The sequence below is a fragment of the Actinoplanes lutulentus genome (assembly GCF_003259845.1).
GTDB classification, from domain to species: domain Bacteria; phylum Actinomycetota; class Actinomycetes; order Mycobacteriales; family Micromonosporaceae; genus Actinoplanes; species Actinoplanes lutulentus.
In genome coordinates this window covers 218,556-235,821 of the sequence record NZ_QLMJ01000012.1, presented here as the reverse complement: position 1 = coordinate 235,821, position 17,266 = coordinate 218,556, and the positions used below count along the sequence as shown (strand labels likewise).

Here is a 17,266-nt window from a genome sequence, read left to right as displayed (position 1 = left end):
GTGTCTTGACCGGCTGGTTGGAGGCGATCGATCGCCTGGCCCGCGAGCGGGCCAAGGCGGGGCTCACCCGTCAGTTGCGCCCCCGTGCGGCCGGTGACAGCGTCGTTGATCTCGCCGGCAACGACTACTTGGGACTCTCCGTTCACCCGGACGTGGTGGCCGCTGCTCGTGACGCGCTCGACGCCTACGGCCTGGGCGCCACCGGTTCCCGGCTGGTCCGCGGCACCACCGAGGCACACGCCGATCTGGAGTCCGCGCTGGCCGGCTGGCTCGGCGCGGACAGCGCGCTGGTCTTCTCCTCGGGCTATCTCGCGAACCTCGCGGTGGTCCGGGCCGTCGGCGCGGTCTGCGACCTGGTCGTCTCCGACGCCTACAACCACGCGTCGCTGATCGACGGCTGCAAGATCTCCGGCATCCCGGTGAAAAAGGCGCCGCACAACGATCCGGCCGCCGTCGAAACCATGCTGAGAGACCACCCGGGCCGGGCCGCTGTGATCACCGAGTCGGTCTTCTCGGTCGACGGCGACCTGGCACCGCTCGCCGAGCTGCACGAGGTGACCTCGGCGCACGGTGCTCTGCTGATCGTCGACGACGCGCACGCGCTCGGCCTGCTCGGCATCGAGGGCGCCGGCGGGGTGGCCGCGGCCGGACTCGCCGGCGCGACCGACGTGCTGGTCACCGCCACGCTCTCCAAGGCACTCGGCGGCGCCGGCGGCGTGGTGGCCGGTCCGGCGGCGTTCATCCGGCACCTGGTCGACACCGGGCGCACCTTCATCTACGACACCGCACCGCCCCCGGCCGTGGTCGCCGGGGTGCTCGCCGCCGTCCGGGTGGCCCGCGCCGCCGACGACAGGCGTGCCGAGCTGGCCCGGCGGGGCGCGCGGATCGCCGAGCGGCTGCGGGAGGCGGGCTTCGACGTCCGCGACCCGGCCGCCGGGGTTCTCTCCGTGCCCGCGCCCGGTCCGGAAGCGGCCGTCGCCTGGGCCGCCGACTGCCGCGATCGTGGTGTGGCAGTGGGCTGCTTCCGGCCGCCCTCGACGCCGGACGGCAGCTCGCGGCTCCGGCTGACCCTGAACGCGGGTGTTACCGAGGCGGATTTCGCCAACGCCCTGAAAGTGATCGTGGAGTGCGCACCATGACGGCCGACCCCCCTTCCGGCTCCTACTATTCCGGCATCTCGGTGGCGCCCCCGCCCCGATCCCGGGGCGGCCACGGGCTGCCCCTCGCCACGCCACCGCGAAAGCGGACTCTCGTCGATCCGCTTCACGCACATGGTGGCGGGCGGCCGCCGGTCTCCACCGCGCCACCCGCTGAGCCCGAGCCATTGGAAAAGCCGGTGGAGCCGGTCGAGGAGCGTCTCACCGAGGCCGATGTCGACGGTGAGGCCCTGGCCGCCGAGATAGACACCGAGCTGGCCGCTCAGGCGCAACCCCTGCCGAGCCGCTCCGAGCAGCACGAGTGGCACGGCGTCGTGCTCGTCACCGGCACCGACACCGAGGTCGGCAAGACCATCACCACGGCCGCGATGGCCGCTGCGGCCCAGTCCGCCGGGCTGCGCGTCGCGGTGATCAAACCCGGTCAGACGGGCACCAACACCGGCGCGCCGACCGACGCTGAGGTGATCAGCCGGCTGGCCGGCACGGAAACCGTGCGCACCCTCGCCGAATACCCGGAACCTCTCGCGCCGCTGGCCGCCGCGAAAGTCGCCGGGCTACCACCGCTCGACCTGTCCGACGTGGTCGACGCGATCCGGGCCGAGGCCGGCAAGCACGACCTGGTGCTGGTCGAGGGCGCGGGCGGGCTGCTCGTGCCGATGGGCCTGCGCGCGTCCGGCGAGCCGTGGACCTTCGCCGACCTGGCGACCACGCTCGGCGCCGACGTGATCGTGGTGGCCCGCGCCGGTCTGGGCACGCTCAACCACACGTCGCTGACGCTGGAGGCGCTGCACCGGCGCGGCGTCTACGCCCGGGTGATCCTCGGCGCCTGGCCGGCCGAGCCGGAACTGGTGCACTGGGCCAACCTGGGGGATCTCGTCCCGCACATGGTCGGGGCGCTGCCGTCCGGCGCCGGTTCGATGGATCCGGGTGTGTTCCGCAGATCCGCCCCCGGGTGGCTCACCCCGGCCCTGCACGGCGTCCTGGACAACTGGCGCGTCTGGGCGGAGGAAGCGGGCTAGAAACCCCAGCGGCTCGCCGGTCACAATTGTTGTGTCTGGGAGGTGGTCGACATGCACACTGGCCGCGTGGCTTTCACCCTGACGATCGACTGTGGCGGCGGCGGCATCAAGGGCTCGGTCCTCGATGAGGCCGGCACGATGCGGGCACACCCCATCCGGGTGCCGACACCGTACCCTCTGCCACCCGAACTCTTCGTCAAGACTCTGGTGAATCTCGGCGAACAACTGCCGAACGCTGACCGCGTCACGGTCGGCATGCCCGGGATGATCCGGCACGGCGTGGTGGTGGCGACGCCGCATTACGTGACCCGCTCCGGGCCGCGGACCAGGATCGACCCTGAGCTGGTCGAGGCGTGGCGGGGGTTCGACGCGCGTACCGCCCTGGCCGACGCGTTCGGGCTGCCCACGCTGGTGCTCAACGACGCCGAGGTGCACGGCGCCGGGGTGGTCGCGGGCACCGGCTGCGAGCTGGTGCTGACCCTCGGCACCGGGCTGGGCTGCGCGCTCTTCGACGGCGGCGAGCTGGCCCCGCACCTGGAGATGTCGCAGGCGCCGGTCCGCTGGGGGATGTCCTACGACACCTACATCGGCGAGCACGAACGCCGCCGCCTCGGTGACGCCCTCTGGTCGCGCCGGGTCCGCAACGTGATCGAGGGACTGCGGCCGGTCTTCCTCTGGGACCGCGTCTACCTCGGCGGCGGCAACAGCAGGCTGATCACCGCCACACAACTGGCCCGGATGGGCGACGATGTGGTGGTGGTTCCGAACACCGCGGGCATCGTCGGCGGCGTCCGCGCCTGGACTCTGGGGCAACGATGACGCCGCGGGCCGTGCTTCTCGATTTCGGCGGCGTGCTCGCCGATGCCCCGCCTCAACGGGTGGCGCAACCGGAGCTGGTGCTGCGCCTCTTCAACCTGATCAAGGGCGTGCTCCCGCCGGGCGAGATCCAGCGTTCGCTCACCGAGGGTGCCGCCGCCTACGCGGCGTGGCGTGACGAGGACTGGCCGGACGAGATGCCTCAGGCCGAGGTCTGGGAACGCTTCGTGATCGCCGGCTGGCCGTCCGAGGCCCAGGCCCGGACCCGCACGGCCATTCCCCGTCTCAGCTACGACTGGGCCTGGCGGGACGGCTGGCGCCTGCGTCCGGGCATTCCCGAAGCCCTCGCGGCGATCACCGAACGCGACATCCCGCTGGCGGTGGTCAGCAACACGCTGTCCGGAGCCGTCCATCGCGACTTCCTCGACAAAACCGGCGTGGGCCACCTTTTCGCCACGCAGGTCTACAGCGACGAGGCCGGCGTCCGCAAACCCAACCCGCAGATGATCTGGAACGCCACCGACGCCCTCGGCATCGCCCCGCCGAACTGCTGGTTCATCGGCGACAGCCGCCGCCGCGACGTCCTCTGCGCCCGCCGCGCCGACATCGGCAAAGCCATCCTGATGACGTCCACCCGCACCACCACCGAGTCCCCGGATGGCTGGCCCGACCCCGACCACGAGATCCAAGACGGATTCGGCCTTCTCACCCTCTTCCATGAGTACGCCTGACCGCACACCCCCGTGACGCACCGGACGACTGACGTCCGTCCCCCCGGCGCGCCCCGCCGCCGGCCCCGGCGGTCCGTCACCCTCAGTACGGGTTACCCGTGCCCGGCAAACGCCCCCGCAACAATCCGCCCATCCGTCCTGGCATGTCCGCGTCACCCCGCATCGGCGGCGTCTCGGCGTGCGCACGGTCCGCGAGACCCGCCACCACCTCCCGCAACGCGGTCACAGCGTCGACCCGGGGACGCCACCCCAGCTCGTCAGCGGCCCGGTCACAGCTCATCAGCGGCGCCTTCAACCCCAGGCGCACCCATCCGCGATCCACCGGCTGCAGACGCAGCCACCAGCTCAGCGCGGCGGCACCCTCAAGAGCAAAACCAGGCACAGGCATGGGTACGCCATGAAAAGCCCGCGCAGCCACCCGCGGATCCAGCACCGGACCGGCCGCCAGATTGAACGCCCCATCGGCATCGGACCGCAGAATCGACAGATACGCCTCGGCCACGTCGTCCGCGTGAACCGCCTGCATCCGCAGTCCGGGGTGGGCGGGGATCACCGGGATCCAGCCGAAGCGGAGCAGCCGGGCCGGCAGCAGCGGACCGGCGAAATACCGCCCGATCTCGGTGCCGGCGTCCCGCTGGAAGATCAGACCGGGGCGTACCCGCACCACCCGCAGCATCGGATGGTCGGACTCGATCTCGTCGAGCATGCGTTCGACGAGGACTTTGTGCCGGCTGTACGAGGATTCGAGCACACCGCCGCGCCGCCAGTCCTCGGTGACGTAGGCGTGTTTCGGCCCGGGCGAGTAAACGCCGACCGACGACGCCTGAACCAGGGAGGACACACCGGCCCGCAGCGCTGCCTGGAAGACGGCCCGGCTGCCGAGCACATTGGTCCGGTACAGCACGCGCTGATCGTGGCTGGGCTGGATCTGCCAGGCCAGGTTGACCACGGCGTCGGCGCCCCGGAAAACGGGCGTGAGAAGGTCGGTGGCGCCGTCCTCGCCGATGTCCACCGCATGCCATTCCAGCGTTGAATTCTCGGGGAGCCGGCGGCTCACGCCGGCCACATCGATGTCGGATTCGGTCCGGAGGCGGCGCAGCAGGGCGGTTCCGGCGTTACCGCTGGCGCCCACGATCACTACACGCATGTGTCTGGCGGTACCCCGGTACGACGCGTTGAACCGTGTTCCACCGGTTATCGGTCGTGGTCAAAGCGTCACGTGCCCGCGGGCTTGCCCTCCGCGGTGCCCGCCGGCTTGCCCGCAGCTTTGCCTGCCTCTTTGCCCGCGGGTTTGCTCGCCGCTTTGCCGGCGGGTTTGCCCGCCGCTTTGCCGGCGGGTTTGCCCGCCGCTTTGCCGGCATAGACGCGGTCGGTGATGAACGGGAAGGCATTCGACAGCACGATCGCCGCGCGATACTTACCCGGCACCACCACCCGGCGACGGGGACGTTTGATGACCCGCTCCACCGCTTCCGCGACGATTTCCGGGCCGGGCAGGCCGGAACGATGCGCGGTCAGCTCGGTCGCGATGAATCCCGGCTCGACGAGGCTCACGGCGATACCGGTTCCGGCCAGTTCCCGGCGTACCGAGTCGTTGATCCCGCGCAGGCCGAACTTGCTCGCCGAATACGCGCCGCCGATGCCGATCTCACCGGCCACCGAACCGATGTTCACGATGGTTCCGGAACCCTGCTCCCGCATGACCGGCACGACCGCGCGCATCAGCCGGATCGGGGCCAGCAGATTTACCTCGATAATCGTGCGGACTTCTCCGTCACCGGTCAGCACCGAAGCGTCACCACCGACACCGGCGTTGTTGACGAGGGCGTCGATCCGGCCGGTCAATTCCAGGGTGCGTTTCACCAGATTCGCGGCGGCATCCGGCTCGGCGAGATCGGTGGGCACGACATGAGCCGCCCCGATCCCGGCGCCTGATTCACCCGAGCCCGAGCCCGAGCCCGGGACCGAGCCCGGGACCGAGCCCGAGGTGCCCGCGGCCGAGGCCGCAATCTCCGCGGCCAATGTCTCCAGCTCAGCGGCCCTGCGGGCGGCCAGCACGACGGTCCAGCCGCGGCCGGCCAGGCGCAACGCGGTAGCCCGCCCGATGCCACTGGACGCTCCGGTCACGATGACGACCGCCATCCGCGCCTCCCAGGTCAGAAACCAGGCCCGAAACCAGGTCACAAAAAGGGCGGCGCCGCATTACCGCGACGCCGCCATCTTTGTATCAGCGCTTGGCGTGGTACGCCTCAACGATGTGGCTCGGGATCCGGCCACGCTCGGACACCGGGTGCCCGTTCTTGTTGGCCCACTCGCGAATTGCCTGGTTCTGGTCACGGCTGGACCGGCTGGAACTGGCCGGCGCGACGCGGCGGGCAGCCGCCGGCGCGACACCGGAACGACCGATGCGGGTGGCCGCGGAGAGGAAGGGGTCGAGAGATTTCCGCAGCTTGCCGGCGTTTTTCTCGGACAGGTCGATGGTGTAGTTCACGCCGTCCAGCCCGAATTCGACGGTGCGGTCGGCCTCGCCGCCGTCGAGGTCGTCGGTGAGAAGCGTAATAATCTGCTTGGCCATGTGGTCGTCGCTCCTGTAGCGAAGGCATTCGGGTTGACAGCGCGAATCGTTGTCGTCGCATTCATTGTGTCGCGCACGCGGTATCCAGTGCAAATTGCCCGTTCTGGCATGTCGCAATGCCTGGGCTCTTTTCGCAACCGTGAATGTGCGGTAACGTACCCGATGGGAGCGCTCCCAGGAGTTCAGAGGCGTCGATGCTGCGACGTTATCGGACCTGCGGCCAGGAGTGCCAGTCACAGACCCGAGCCGCCTCGTCGCCGATCCTCCGGTGCCGGGGCGGTTCGTCCAATTCAGCGGGAAATCAGACCGCTACCGACTGCGAATTACGCATCCAGGCCAAGACCTCGGTCGGCCCCATCGGGCTGCTGAACAGGAACCCCTGTCCGAACGGACACCCCATCCGGACCAGCAGATCGCGGTGCACCGGGCTCTCGATCCCCTCGGCCACGACCACGAGCTGCTGCGACTGCGCGAGGCTGACAATGCCGCTGACCAGGGCGAGCGGCTGCTGACTGGTCACCATGTCGTCGATGAACATCTTGTCGATCTTCACGACGTCAATCGGGCGCTGACGCAGATATCCGAGCGACGAGTACCCGGTGCCGAAGTCGTCGATCGCGATTCGGATACCCATGTCGCGCAGCGTGCCGAGGTCGGCCCAGATCTGTTCGTCGTCCTTCACCAGCAGAGTCTCGGTGATTTCCAGCATCAGGCTGGAGGCCGGCACACCCGTGTTGTTGAGGGCGTTGCGTACCTGGTCGACGAAGCCGGTCTCACGGAACTGGCGTACCGAGACGTTGACGCTCATGTACGGCGCCTGGCCCGGAGACAGGATCCGGCGCCACTCGGCGACCGTACGCAGCGCCTCTTCGAGAACCCAGCGGCCCATCGGCACGATCAGGCCGCTCTCCTCAGCGACCTCGATGAACTGGTCCGGCGTGATGATGCCGCGTTTCGGGTGGTGCCAGCGGACCAGCGCCTCGAACCCGACCGCCGAGCCGGACGGCAGGTCCACGATCGGCTGGTAGTGCAGCAGGAAGTGGCCCTCGTTGACCGCGTGGTCCAGCGCCGACCGCAGCTCCAGCCGCTCGACCATCTCGGCGTGCAGGTGCGCCTGGTACCGGCGCCACTGGTTCTTGCCGGCGCCCTTCGCCACGTACAGCGCCAGATCGGCCTGGCGGAGCAGCTCGTCCGCGTCGTTCGCCTCGGGCGTGGTGGTGATGCCGATGCTCGCCATGGCGTACAGCGGCTTCGCGTCGGTCTCGACCGGTGCGGCGAGAGCGGCGAAGATCCGGTTTGCGGTCTCCTCCACGGCGCCCGGGTCGTTCACGTTCTCCACCAGCGCGGCGAACTCGTCACCGCCGAGCCGGGCCGCGGTGTCGTCGGCCCGCAGCGCACCGGCGATCCGGTGCGCCACCGCGATCAGCAGCTGGTCACCGACCGCGTGGCCGAGCGTGTCGTTGACGATCTTGAAGTCGTCCAGGTCGATGAAGAGCACGCCGACCACCGACCCGTCCCGGGCTCCGCGGGCGAGGGCGTGCTTCAGCCGGTCGTTGAAGAGGACCCGGTTCGCCAGGCCGGTCATCGCGTCGTGGAACGCCTGATGGGTGAGCTCGCGTTCGAGCTGGCGCTGCTCGGTGACGTCCCGCATGGTGACGACCAACCCCGACACGGTCGGCTCCGCGCGCAGGTCACGGCAGTGCAATTCCAGCAACACTTCGGTACGCCGATTGCCCCGCGCCCGGAAGTCGAGCTGCTGCTGCAACTGCTCGCCACCACGCACCTCGGCCAGCACCTCGGCCAGCCGGCTGCGCTCCCCCGGGTGGATCACCTCGGGCAGCAGGGCGCCGGTCGGGTCACCGCCGAAGACGCCGACCGCCGACGGGCTCGCGTACCGGATGCGGTCGTGCTCGTCGATGATCGTGATGACGTCCGCGGTGTTCTGGATCAGCGTCCGGAAATAGGTCTCGCTGTTGCGCCGGGCGACTTCCTGGCTCAGCGCGATCCGCTCCAGGGCGAGGGCGACCTGACCGGCCAGCACCTCCACCGACCGTTGCAGCTCCAGCAGCGCCCAGGTCGGCGCGCCGACATGCAGGACGCCGAGCAGCGGATCTCCGGTCGGCCGGTCCTTGAGCACCATCGGGCAGCGCAGCGTCTTGTTGAACTGGGTGAGGCGTACCGCGACGGCCCAGTCCACGTCACGGGTGCTGACCAGGCGGGCTGCCGTACCGGTGGCCCGGTCCACGGCCGACTGCGCGGCCGCCTCCTGCGACTGCGGCTCGACCTGCACGATGGTGACCGCGAGGACCACCCCGTGCGGCACGTCGCCAGGAATGAGCTGAGCCACGGCGGTGCGCACGGCCAGCCCCACCGCCTCGGTGTCGGCGGCCGAGACGAGGGCCGCGGACGCCTCCCGCAGGCCACGCTCGCGGGCGATCACCTGTCCGTGGCTCGTCATGATCCCGGCCATCCGGGCCAGCACGAGCAGCAGCATCAGCATGCTCAGCCCGGCCACCACGGTCACGCCGGCGACCTGACTGTCCCGGTACATCTTGGCCAGCAGCACGGTCGGCGCGACCAGGGCGGCCACCGCCAGCAGCGCGAGTCGTCCCCGGCTGGTCTCGGCGGGAGGCTTCTCACCGGGCCGGGTCAGCTCGGCCATCGACGGCACGAGCGCGGCCAGGCCGGCCGCCGCGTAGAACGCCACGTGCCCGACGGCCGCGTGCCGGAATACGTCGGCCACCAGCATCGCGAACACACCGGCGCCCAGCCAGTGCCCGGGCACCACGAGCCGGCCCGGCATCGTCGCGAGCCGGATCAGCAGGCCGAGGCAGAGCAGGTCGGCGAAGGGCATCGCCAGGTCCGGCCAGGTGTCCACGGCGGCGTCGTCGAGGCGGGGGCCGACCACGAACGTCCAGATCAGCAACGCCACGCCTGCCGTCACGGTGAGCGCGTCGAGCAGACCGGCCCGGTCTCGGACCGACTCGGTACGCCGATGCACGAACCCGCCGAGAGCAAGAGCCAGCACTCCGTACGCGACGAGCAGCAGCACGGTGCCGGCCGGCTCCAGCCAGGTCAGCCAGTTGGTGATGAACGAGGGCGCCTCAGAGGCAGCGCCACCGGCCGCCGACAGACCGACCGCACCAGCGATCAACCACCACGGACGGGTGTCGTCGGGCTGGCTGCCACGCATCCCGGTGACCACGGCCGCGATGGCGGACACCCCGGCGAGCAGCCGGAGCGGAGCCTGCAGACCGGGTTCCAGCACGAGCACCACGGCGATCGTCGTCATCCAGCCGCCGAAGAGGGCGGCGGACCACCTGGTCGGCATCCTGCTCCCTTCGCACGTATATGTGGGCCTGATCGGCCCGATCGCCGCGAGACTGAGCGATAGCGGCACAATCGGGAGGTGCTATCGGAGTTCCTGCAGGCCCATACCGTGCTCGCGCCGGTCCCTTTCATCCCCGAGATCGCCCTGTGGCAGGCCGAGGAGCCGATCGCGCTCTGGGAGGCCACCGAGGCGGCCGGGACCTCACAGCCACCACCGTTCTGGGCCTTCGCCTGGGCCGGCGGGCAGGCGCTGGCCCGGCACATCCTCGACGACCCGGACCTGGTGGCCGGCCGCAGCGTGCTGGACCTGGCGACCGGCTCCGGCCTGGTCGCGGTGGCCGCCGCCCGAGCCGGCGCGTCCCCGGTCACGGCCAACGACATCGATCCGCTCTCGCTGGCGGCCACCGAGGCCAACGCGAAGGCCAACAACGTACGCGTGGAGACGGTCGAGGCCGACCTCCTGGACAGCGACGAGAAGTACGGCGTGGTCCTGGCCGGCGACGTCTTCTACAGCCGCGAGATGACCGCCCGGGTCCTGCCGTTCCTGCGCCGGGCAGCCGGCCGAGGCTCACTGGTGCTGGTGGGCGACCCCGGCCGCGCCTATCTCCCGGAGGGCCTGATCAAACGAGCCACGTACGAGGTCCCGGTCTCCGAAGCCCTCGAATCAGTCCCGGTCCGCTCCACAACGGTCTGGCAACTGATCCCCTGACAGATCCGCTCAGCGCGAACAAGGGTGTCACTGTGCCCCAGCAACGGTGTAAGCATGTAATCAAGTAAGTGCTCGGGTCGGTCGCAGGGCCGGCCATTGGGGTCTGCCGCAAGGCTGGCCCGGCACTACCTCTGGGGAGGTTGACATGCGAATCCGAATGAGCCCACCCGGTGGACGGACCGAACCGCCCAGCGCCGACGACGCTCCCGCCTGGGTGACAGGCGCGATCCCGGACGGCTGGTTCACCGAGCCGCCCGAGATCGTCGTGGACCGTGACGAGATCATCATCTGGGGCCGGCTGGCCCCGCCCGAGCTGGCCGCCGAGGCGACCGACGCCGACCAGGCCGCCGGTCAGGCCGGGCGGATCGCCCAGTTCCGGGAGGACACCCGCGACGGCCGGATCCGGGTCGCCCGCCAGGTCGAGCACCGTTACCAGCGCAAGGTCGCCTGGGGCGCACGCTGCGGCGACACCTCCGACCTGTTCACCCATCTGGCAGCGCCGGTGATGACCCGCCTGCGCCAGCCGGAGCGCCAGGTCCTCGACACCCTGGTCGACGCCGGCGTGGCCCGCTCCCGCTCCGAGGCCCTCGCCTGGTGCGTCAAGCTGGTCGGCAGCCACACCGAGGACTGGCTGGGCGAACTGCGCAGCGCAATGACCAAGGTCGACGAACTACGCCGCCAGGGCCCCGACGCCTGACAGCAGCCCCGCTGGCCCGCGCCGGGCCCGAAAGGGCAGGCGCGGGCCATCGCGCACAATGGCGGCCGTAGGGTTGGCGGCGTGCTTCGTCAGGTCACGGCTATTCGATATGTCACCCCTTTACGGGAGGGCGGCTCCCTTCCCGGTGTTGTCGAGGCTGATGACCTCGGTACCTATGTGGTCAAGTTCCGTGGAGCCGGCCAGGGACCCAAGGCGCTCGTCGCCGAGGTGATCTCCGGCGAGCTGGCCCGGCGGCTGGGGCTGCCGATGCCGGAGCTGGCCCGGGTGGAGCTCGACCCGGTGGTGGCCCGCGCCGAGCCGGACGAAGAGGTGCAGGAGCTCATCAAGGCGAGCGCCGGCAGCAACCTCGGCATGGATTTCCTGCCCGGCGCACTCGGTTACGACCCGAACGCCCACCCGATCGAACCGGGCCTCGCCAGCCGCGTGCTGGCCTTCGACGCCTTCGTGGAGAACGTCGACCGCAGCTGGCGCAACCCGAATCTGCTGATGTGGCACGGCGGGCTCTGGCTCATCGACCACGGTGCCACCCTCTATTTCCACCACAACTGGGCCCGTGCCGCCGCCGTCGTGCACCGGCCGTACCGCTGGGACGACCACGTGCTCAAGCAGTACGCCACCGAGCTGGCGACCGAAGGCCCCCGGCTGGCTGAGCGGATCACCCCGGAGCTGCTGGCCGAGGTGCTGGAGCTGGTGCCGGAGGAGTGGCTGGAGGACGGCGGCCGGGACGCGTACCTCGATCACCTCACGCAGCGGGCCGCACAGCCGGAGGCGTGGCTGCCGTGAAGATCCCATATGAGTACGCCGTCATCCAGGCCGTTCCGCGCATCGAACGCGGCGAGCTGATCAATGTCGGTGTGGTGCTGTACTGCCAGCGCCAGGATTTCCTGGACGCCCACACCCACCTGGACGAGGACCGGCTCCGGGCGATCCACCCGGAGGCTGACGTCCCGGCGATCCGCGCCGCCCTCGACGCGTGGGGCAAGACCTGCGCCGGCGGCGGTCCGTCCGCCGGCATGCGCCTCGGCGAGCGGTTCCGCTGGCTCGTCGCACCCCGCAGCACCATCCTGCGGGCCGGCCCGGTCCACATGGGCCTGGCCACCGACGCCGCCGCCGAACTGGAGCGCCTCGTCGACCTCCTGGTCCGCTGAACCGGCCAGACAGCCGCCAGACCACCCAGCCTCAGACCCCCGCGCGGCCCCAGACCAACGCCCAGCCCGCAGACCAGCGCCCAGCCCCCAGGCCAGCGCACAGCCTCGGGGCAGCGCGGCCTCAGGGCACAGGGGCAAAGCGTCCCCACCGCAAGTCGACCTCGTAGACCACCTCCCGTGGGGAATGGCAGCTGATCACGTCGCCCGGGTACAGGCGCGGGTCGGTCGCGTAACGCTCGGCCAGCTTGCGCTCGGCGGGCTGGTCGCCGGCGTCCGCGGCGAGCAACAGGTCGGCGATCTCGTCGATCAGCTCCGGGTCGTCGCCCGGCCAGTCCGGCGGCACACTCGCCCAGGTCTCCAGGAAAGGCTCCGGGCCGAGGCCGGCCAGTGAGTCTCCCCAGAGATCCCAGAGCAGCAGCTCGTCACCCATCCGGTGAGCCAGCTCGGCCAGCACGTAGTGCCGGATCATCAGCGGGCCGCGGATCGGTGAGCCGGGGCCGACACCGTACCGAAGGGGGTCGTCCTCCTCGCGCCGGAAAGCGCGCCAGGCCTGCGCCGCGGTGCGCAGACCGCCCGGGCCGAACGGCACGTCAAGGACGTCGACGGGAAAGCCGGCACCGGGATCAAGCTGGGTGTCCGTGGCGACCCAGCGAGAGCCGTCGAACCACTCCACGATCACGTGGTCACCGTGGAAGCCCGCGTCGAAGTAATCGGCGAACCCGATCCGGCTGCGCGCCGGCACACCGTGCGCCCGCAGCGCCGCCACCGAGACCAGCGTGTAGTCACGGCAACAGCCCACCACCCGGTCCTGCTCCGGGCAGGGGGTGGACAGCGGGCCGTCGAACGGGAAGCTGTCGAGGATGCGCGAGACCCACCGATTGTCGATCTCGGCGAGCCGGTCCGGCGGGAAGTCGAGGCCGGAGGCACGGTAGTGCACCAGCACGTTACGGACGACCGCGCCAATGCCGGCGATGTCGCCGGGCAGCGCGGTGAGCCGGTCACGGTGCCGGCCCGGGTCGGAGAACGCGGTCTGTCGCGTGTAGTCCATCTCTCTCACCCTTCATAAGGCTGGGCGACGTGCACGAACGGGTCAGCGCCGCCGAGCCGGTCCCAGCTGTCCAGATAGATCTCTCGTGGTGGCGCGGTGAGGATCACGCCCGCGGCGGTGACGTGCTGATGGACCGCTTCGTAGGCCTGGGTGATGCGTGGATAGAAGCAGTCGTCCCGGGTGACCTCGGCGAACGCGACCAGCCGCTCGGGCTCCAGGCGGATGGTGATGCGGCCGGCCGGCTCGACCGAGCCGCTGAACGGCACGCAGACCTCGATCGGCGCCTCGCTCTCCGGCGTGACGGCGCGCTCGTAGATCACCCAGTGCTCGCCGGTCGTGACGGCACGCTGGTCGTCGAGGTGGCGCCGGATCTCCCACTCGGCGGCGCTCATCTCGGGCACCAGATTTTCCTGGTCCACCTCGAACCGCAGGCTCGCCACCTTGCGCGCGGGCAGCAGCACGACCCGCACCGGGTAGACCTGGTCCGGCTCGTCGCCGTGCGCCAGCCGGGTGCGCAGCCAGGTGTAACTCTCCCGCCGGGCGGAGAACGCCGCCTCCTCCCCCGCCCACCAGCGGTCCAGCCGGCGGCCGGCCTCGGCGTCGGGCAGGTCGAGCAGCTCGCCGATCACGGCGATCGGCATGCCGAGGCGGCGCAACAGGCTGATCCGGGCGGCCCGGTCGAGCTGGCCGGCGGAATAGCGCCGGTAGCTGCTGGCGGTGTCCACGTCAGCGGGTGGGAGCAGGCCGGAGGCCTCGTAGAGCCGCAACGCCTTGACGGAAAGACCCGCTCGCCTGCTGAACTCCCCGATGGTCATCATGCGATCGATGGTGAACCCTGCCCCAGGGGACGAGTAAAGGGACTTCCGCCGGAAAGATTTGCGGGCACACTGGGCGGATGCAGCTGCCGCTCAGCCCACCGGTCAAGCCGATGCTCGCCAAGCCCGTCGCCGACATCCCACCGGGACAGATCTACGAGCCCAAGTGGGACGGGTTCCGGTCGATCATCTTCCGGGACGGCGACGAGGTGGAGATCGGCAGCCGCAACGAGAAGCCGATGACCCGGTACTTCCCTGAGGTGGTCCAGGCCGTCCTGGCGAACTTCCCGGAGAAAGCGGTGATCGACGGCGAGGTGATCGTCGCCGACACCGAGCGGAACACGCTCGACTTCGAGGCTCTCCAGCAGCGCATCCACCCGGCGGCCAGCCGGGTCAACCTGCTCTCTGAGCGGACTCCGGCCAGTTTCGTGGCGTTCGACCTGCTGGCGCTCGGCGACGAGGACCTCACCGAGCTGCCGTTCGAGACCCGGCGGCAACGACTGGTGGAGGCGCTCAAGGACGCGAAACCACCGGTGTACGTCACCCCGGCCACCGACGACACGACAGAGGCGAAACGGTGGTTCGAGCAGTTCGAGGGCGCCGGCCTGGACGGTCTCATCGCCAAGCCACGGGACATCGTCTACCAGCCCGACAAGCGGGTCATGTTCAAGATCAAGCACAAGCGGACGGCGGACTGCGTGGTCGCCGGGTACCGCGTGCACAAGTCCGGACCTGACCGGATCGGATCACTGCTGCTCGGCCTGCACGACGAGCGTGGCGTGCTCGCCTCGGTCGGCGTGATCGGCTCGTTCCCGATGGCGGTCCGCGAGGAGCTGTTCGCCGAGCTCCAGCCGCTGGTCACCACGTTCGAGGGCCACCCGTGGAACTGGGCGGCGCAGGAGCAGGGCGAGCGCACCCCGCGCAAGAACGAGGGCAGCCGGTGGAACAACGGCAAGGACCTCTCCTTCACGCCGCTGCGCCCGGAGCGGGTGGTCGAGGTCCGCTACGACTACATGGAGGGCGTCCGCTTCCGGCACACCGCCCAGTTCGAACGGTGGCGGCCCGACCGGGAACCCGCGACCTGCACGTACGAGCAGCTGGAACGCCCGGTGCGATTCGATCTCGCGGACGTCCTCAACGGCCGCTGACCGCAGCGCTCGAATTCACCGGATAGGGTCGCTCTGTGTCTCGCCGCTTCGTCGCACTCCTCGCCGTGATGATCATGTCGTTGTCGGGGTGCACCCTGCCCACTTTCGCGCCGAACGGCGCCGACGAACCGGCCACACCGGGCGGGACGGATCCGAGCCCCGCGGTGACCGGCGGCACGCTCGACTGGCAGACCTGCTCCAGCGTGCCCCGCGACCTGGTCGGGCGCGCCGCGAGCGGGATGTCGTACGACTGCGCCTCGCTGGCCGTGCCCCGCGACTGGGCTTCGCCGAACAACGGCGAGACCTACGAGGTGGCGATGATCCGCATCCGGTCGGATAGCCAGCGCGACCGAATCGGATCACTCCTGCTGAACCCCGGCGGCCCCGGCGGCTCGGGCATCGACCTCGCGGTCTACCTCTCCTTCGGCCCGACTCTCGGCGGCCTGCCGACCGAGATCACCGACCAGTTCGACATCATCGGCTTCGATCCGCGCGGCGTCGGCCGCTCGGACCCGGTGAAATGCATCAGCACCGCCGACCAGGACGCCAGTTTCGGCGCTGACCAGGACCCGGTGAGCCAGGCCGCCTTCGACGAGCTGGCCGCGCTGAACAAGAAGATCGCCGATGGCTGCGCGCAGAAATACGGCGACCAGCTGCCGTACTTCTCCACCGAGCAGGCCGCTCACGACGTGGACGCGCTGCGCGAGGCGGTCGGCGACGAGAAGCTTACCTACCTGGGCTTCTCCTACGGCACGCTGCTCGGCGCCACCTACGCCCAGCTCTTCCCGGACAAGATCCGCGCGCTCGTGCTCGACGGCGCGGTCGACCCGACCGAGACCTACGTGCAGGGTTCCGAGGCGCAGGCCAAGGGCTTCGAGCGGGCGTTCACGAATTTCACCGCCTGGTGCACGAAGACGCCGGCCAAGTGCCCCATCGCGCCCGACGCGCGAGGCGCGGTCACCGACGCACTGTCCAAATCAAGGACCTCTCCGGTACGCGCAATCGACGGCCGTGAGGCGACAGCGGGATGGGTCTTCATCGGCATCATCTCGTCGCTGTACACCGAGTCCGGCTGGACCAGCCTGGCCGAGGCGATCGACGGCCTCCAGCAGGGTGACGCCGAGGGCATCTTCAAGCTCGCCGATCAGTACACCGAGCGTAAGCAGGACGGCAGCTACTCCAACCTGTTCGACGCCAACATCGCGGTGAACTGCGCGGACACCGAGGACGCCCCGACCGTGGCCGAGGTACGCAAGCTGCAGTCCGAGTGGCGCACCAAGTACCCGATGTTCGGCGCGGCCCTCGCCATCGGCATGCTGCCGTGCACGTACTGGACGGGCAAGCGGGACCCGTACCCGGCGGAGGCAGCCAAGGGCGCGCCGCCGATCGTGGTGGTCGGCACCACCGGCGACCCGGCCACGCCGTACGAGAACACCGCGGACCTGGCGACCATGCTCGGCGTCGGCCACGTGCTGACGTGGGAGGGCGAGGGCCACACGGCGTACCCGTCGACCGACTGCATCGTCGAGGCGGTCGACAACTATCTCATCGATCTGAAGATGTTCCCGGAGGGCCTGCGCTGTCCGGCACGCTGACGCTCTGACGGGCCGTCAGCTCCTCCAGCAGCCGGCGGCACTCGCGCAGGTTCGCCTTCAGCTCCTCCTGCTCCTCGTGCCGGAACGCGTCGGTGTCGACGATCAGCTTGCTGGCGAAATGCGCCGTGATCAGCGGGATCACCAGGAGCACCATGGTCGAGATGAGCAGCGCGGCCATCAGCCGTGCCGGCAGCGTCGCAGGCGAGATGTCGCCGTACCCGACGGTGGACGCGGTGACCACGGCCCACCAGATCGAGTCGCCGAACGACGTGTCCGGTTCGAAGACGTTGTAGAGGGACCCGCAGACCGCGATCAGGATCGTGTACGCGAGCAGGAGCTTCTTCGGCGAGTTGGCCAGCCAGACCACACCCCGGTAAACCCATCGCGGCAGCGTGAGCAGCACATGCATGAGGTCATCGTGCCCGAGGTGAGCACCTCGCGACAGCCCGTGACAGGG

The 17,266-nt window shown here is 70.1% G+C and carries 17 protein-coding genes; 10 read left to right on the top strand and 7 right to left on the bottom strand.

The annotated features are described in order from the left end of the window. The first annotated feature begins 5 nt into the window (after positions 1-5). From B0I29_RS25285 to B0I29_RS25270, 4 genes are all read left to right on the top strand, one after another. Positions 6-1,139 (top strand): 8-amino-7-oxononanoate synthase, encoded by a 1,134-nt coding sequence (locus B0I29_RS25285; RefSeq protein ID WP_111651541.1) that lies wholly within the window; start codon positions 6-8, stop codon positions 1,137-1,139. 293 nt (positions 1,140-1,432) lie between these two features. Continuing rightward, positions 1,433-2,176 (top strand): dethiobiotin synthase, encoded by a 744-nt coding sequence (gene bioD / locus B0I29_RS25280; protein WP_111651620.1) that lies wholly within the window; start codon positions 1,433-1,435, stop codon positions 2,174-2,176. Between the two features lie 66 nt (positions 2,177-2,242). Further along, the gene (locus B0I29_RS25275; protein WP_111651619.1) at positions 2,243-2,995 is read left to right on the top strand and encodes an ROK family protein; all 753 of its coding nucleotides are present in this window, start codon (positions 2,243-2,245) and stop codon (positions 2,993-2,995) included. Next, entirely contained in the window at positions 2,992-3,723 is a 732-nt protein-coding gene (locus tag B0I29_RS25270) for an HAD family hydrolase (RefSeq protein ID WP_111651540.1), read from the top strand. The genes B0I29_RS25275 and B0I29_RS25270 overlap by 4 nt, the downstream gene beginning before the upstream one ends. A gap of 82 nt (positions 3,724-3,805) precedes the next feature. Here B0I29_RS25270 and B0I29_RS25265 read toward each other — a convergent pair whose 3' ends face one another. From B0I29_RS25265 to B0I29_RS25250, 4 genes are all read right to left on the bottom strand, one after another. Beyond that, a complete protein-coding gene (locus B0I29_RS25265; RefSeq protein ID WP_111651539.1) occupies positions 3,806-4,870 on the bottom strand; it encodes an NAD-dependent epimerase/dehydratase family protein in 1,065 nt (354 codons plus the stop codon). Between the two features lie 68 nt (positions 4,871-4,938). Continuing rightward, positions 4,939-5,865, bottom strand: a complete 927-nt coding sequence (locus tag B0I29_RS25260) for an SDR family NAD(P)-dependent oxidoreductase (RefSeq protein WP_181557963.1) — start codon at positions 5,863-5,865, stop codon at positions 4,939-4,941. 85 nt (positions 5,866-5,950) lie between these two features. Continuing rightward, a complete protein-coding gene (locus B0I29_RS25255) occupies positions 5,951-6,298 on the bottom strand; it encodes a histone-like nucleoid-structuring protein Lsr2 (RefSeq protein ID WP_111651538.1) in 348 nt (115 codons plus the stop codon). A 301-nt stretch (positions 6,299-6,599) separates the two neighbouring features. Then, the gene (locus tag B0I29_RS25250; RefSeq protein WP_111651537.1) at positions 6,600-9,629 is read right to left on the bottom strand and encodes a putative bifunctional diguanylate cyclase/phosphodiesterase; all 3,030 of its coding nucleotides are present in this window, start codon (positions 9,627-9,629) and stop codon (positions 6,600-6,602) included. A gap of 78 nt (positions 9,630-9,707) precedes the next feature. Between B0I29_RS25250 and B0I29_RS25245 the strand changes: the two genes are divergently transcribed. From B0I29_RS25245 to B0I29_RS25230, 4 genes are all read left to right on the top strand, one after another. Next, positions 9,708-10,337, top strand: a complete 630-nt coding sequence (locus B0I29_RS25245) for a class I SAM-dependent methyltransferase (RefSeq protein WP_111651536.1) — start codon at positions 9,708-9,710, stop codon at positions 10,335-10,337. 145 nt (positions 10,338-10,482) lie between these two features. Next, positions 10,483-11,034: a hypothetical protein gene (locus B0I29_RS25240; RefSeq protein WP_111651535.1), complete on the top strand. Its 552-nt coding sequence runs from the start codon at positions 10,483-10,485 to the stop codon at positions 11,032-11,034. Positions 11,035-11,115: 81 nt separating this feature from the next. After that, positions 11,116-11,838 carry a HipA family kinase gene (locus tag B0I29_RS25235; RefSeq protein ID WP_111651534.1) on the top strand — a complete coding sequence of 241 codons (723 nt, stop codon included), beginning with the start codon at positions 11,116-11,118 and terminating at the stop codon, positions 11,836-11,838. Further along, entirely contained in the window at positions 11,835-12,203 is a 369-nt protein-coding gene (locus B0I29_RS25230; protein ID WP_111651618.1) for a DUF3037 domain-containing protein, read from the top strand. Before B0I29_RS25235 ends, B0I29_RS25230 begins: the two co-directional genes overlap by 4 nt. A 121-nt stretch (positions 12,204-12,324) precedes the next feature. Here B0I29_RS25230 and B0I29_RS25225 read toward each other — a convergent pair whose 3' ends face one another. Further along, positions 12,325-13,251: a transglutaminase-like domain-containing protein gene (locus B0I29_RS25225; RefSeq protein WP_111651533.1), complete on the bottom strand. Its 927-nt coding sequence runs from the start codon at positions 13,249-13,251 to the stop codon at positions 12,325-12,327. Positions 13,252-13,256: 5 nt separating this feature from the next. After that, entirely contained in the window at positions 13,257-14,069 is an 813-nt protein-coding gene (locus tag B0I29_RS25220; RefSeq protein WP_111651532.1) for a MerR family transcriptional regulator, read from the bottom strand. A 77-nt stretch (positions 14,070-14,146) separates the two neighbouring features. Between B0I29_RS25220 and B0I29_RS25215 the strand changes: the two genes are divergently transcribed. Together B0I29_RS25215 and B0I29_RS25210 are read left to right on the top strand one after the other, a co-directional pair. After that, positions 14,147-15,214, top strand: a complete 1,068-nt coding sequence (locus tag B0I29_RS25215; protein ID WP_111651531.1) for an ATP-dependent DNA ligase — start codon at positions 14,147-14,149, stop codon at positions 15,212-15,214. Positions 15,215-15,282: 68 nt separating this feature from the next. Further along, on the top strand, positions 15,283-16,809 hold the full coding sequence (locus tag B0I29_RS25210; protein WP_111651617.1) for an alpha/beta hydrolase: 1,527 nt from the start codon (positions 15,283-15,285) through the stop codon (positions 16,807-16,809). On the opposite strand, the gene B0I29_RS25205 is transcribed toward B0I29_RS25210, so the two are convergent. Continuing rightward, a complete protein-coding gene (locus B0I29_RS25205; RefSeq protein WP_111651530.1) occupies positions 16,760-17,218 on the bottom strand; it encodes a potassium channel family protein in 459 nt (152 codons plus the stop codon). The two genes, B0I29_RS25210 and B0I29_RS25205, sit on opposite strands and share 50 nt — an antisense overlap. Between the last annotated feature and the right edge of the window lie 48 nt (positions 17,219-17,266).

Excerpts from the sequence above, each read along its gene's own strand:
- B0I29_RS25270 (WP_111651540.1), top strand. The coding sequence starts at position 2,992 with ATGACGCCGCGGGCCGTGCTTCTCGATTTCGGCGGCGTGCTCGCCGAT.
- B0I29_RS25260 (WP_181557963.1), bottom strand. The coding sequence starts at position 5,865 with ATGGCGGTCGTCATCGTGACCGGAGCGTCCAGTGGCATCGGGCGGGCT.
- B0I29_RS25240 (WP_111651535.1), top strand. The coding sequence starts at position 10,483 with ATGCGAATCCGAATGAGCCCACCCGGTGGACGGACCGAACCGCCCAGC.
- B0I29_RS25210 (WP_111651617.1), top strand. The coding sequence starts at position 15,283 with ATGATCATGTCGTTGTCGGGGTGCACCCTGCCCACTTTCGCGCCGAAC.
- B0I29_RS25265 (WP_111651539.1), bottom strand. The coding sequence starts at position 4,870 with ATGCGTGTAGTGATCGTGGGCGCCAGCGGTAACGCCGGAACCGCCCTG.
- B0I29_RS25250 (WP_111651537.1), bottom strand. The coding sequence starts at position 9,629 with ATGCCGACCAGGTGGTCCGCCGCCCTCTTCGGCGGCTGGATGACGACG.
- B0I29_RS25205 (WP_111651530.1), bottom strand. The coding sequence starts at position 17,218 with ATGCATGTGCTGCTCACGCTGCCGCGATGGGTTTACCGGGGTGTGGTC.
- B0I29_RS25225 (WP_111651533.1), bottom strand. The coding sequence starts at position 13,251 with ATGGACTACACGCGACAGACCGCGTTCTCCGACCCGGGCCGGCACCGT.
- B0I29_RS25220 (WP_111651532.1), bottom strand. The coding sequence starts at position 14,069 with ATGATGACCATCGGGGAGTTCAGCAGGCGAGCGGGTCTTTCCGTCAAG.
- B0I29_RS25215 (WP_111651531.1), top strand. The coding sequence starts at position 14,147 with ATGCAGCTGCCGCTCAGCCCACCGGTCAAGCCGATGCTCGCCAAGCCC.
- B0I29_RS25255 (WP_111651538.1), bottom strand. The coding sequence starts at position 6,298 with ATGGCCAAGCAGATTATTACGCTTCTCACCGACGACCTCGACGGCGGC.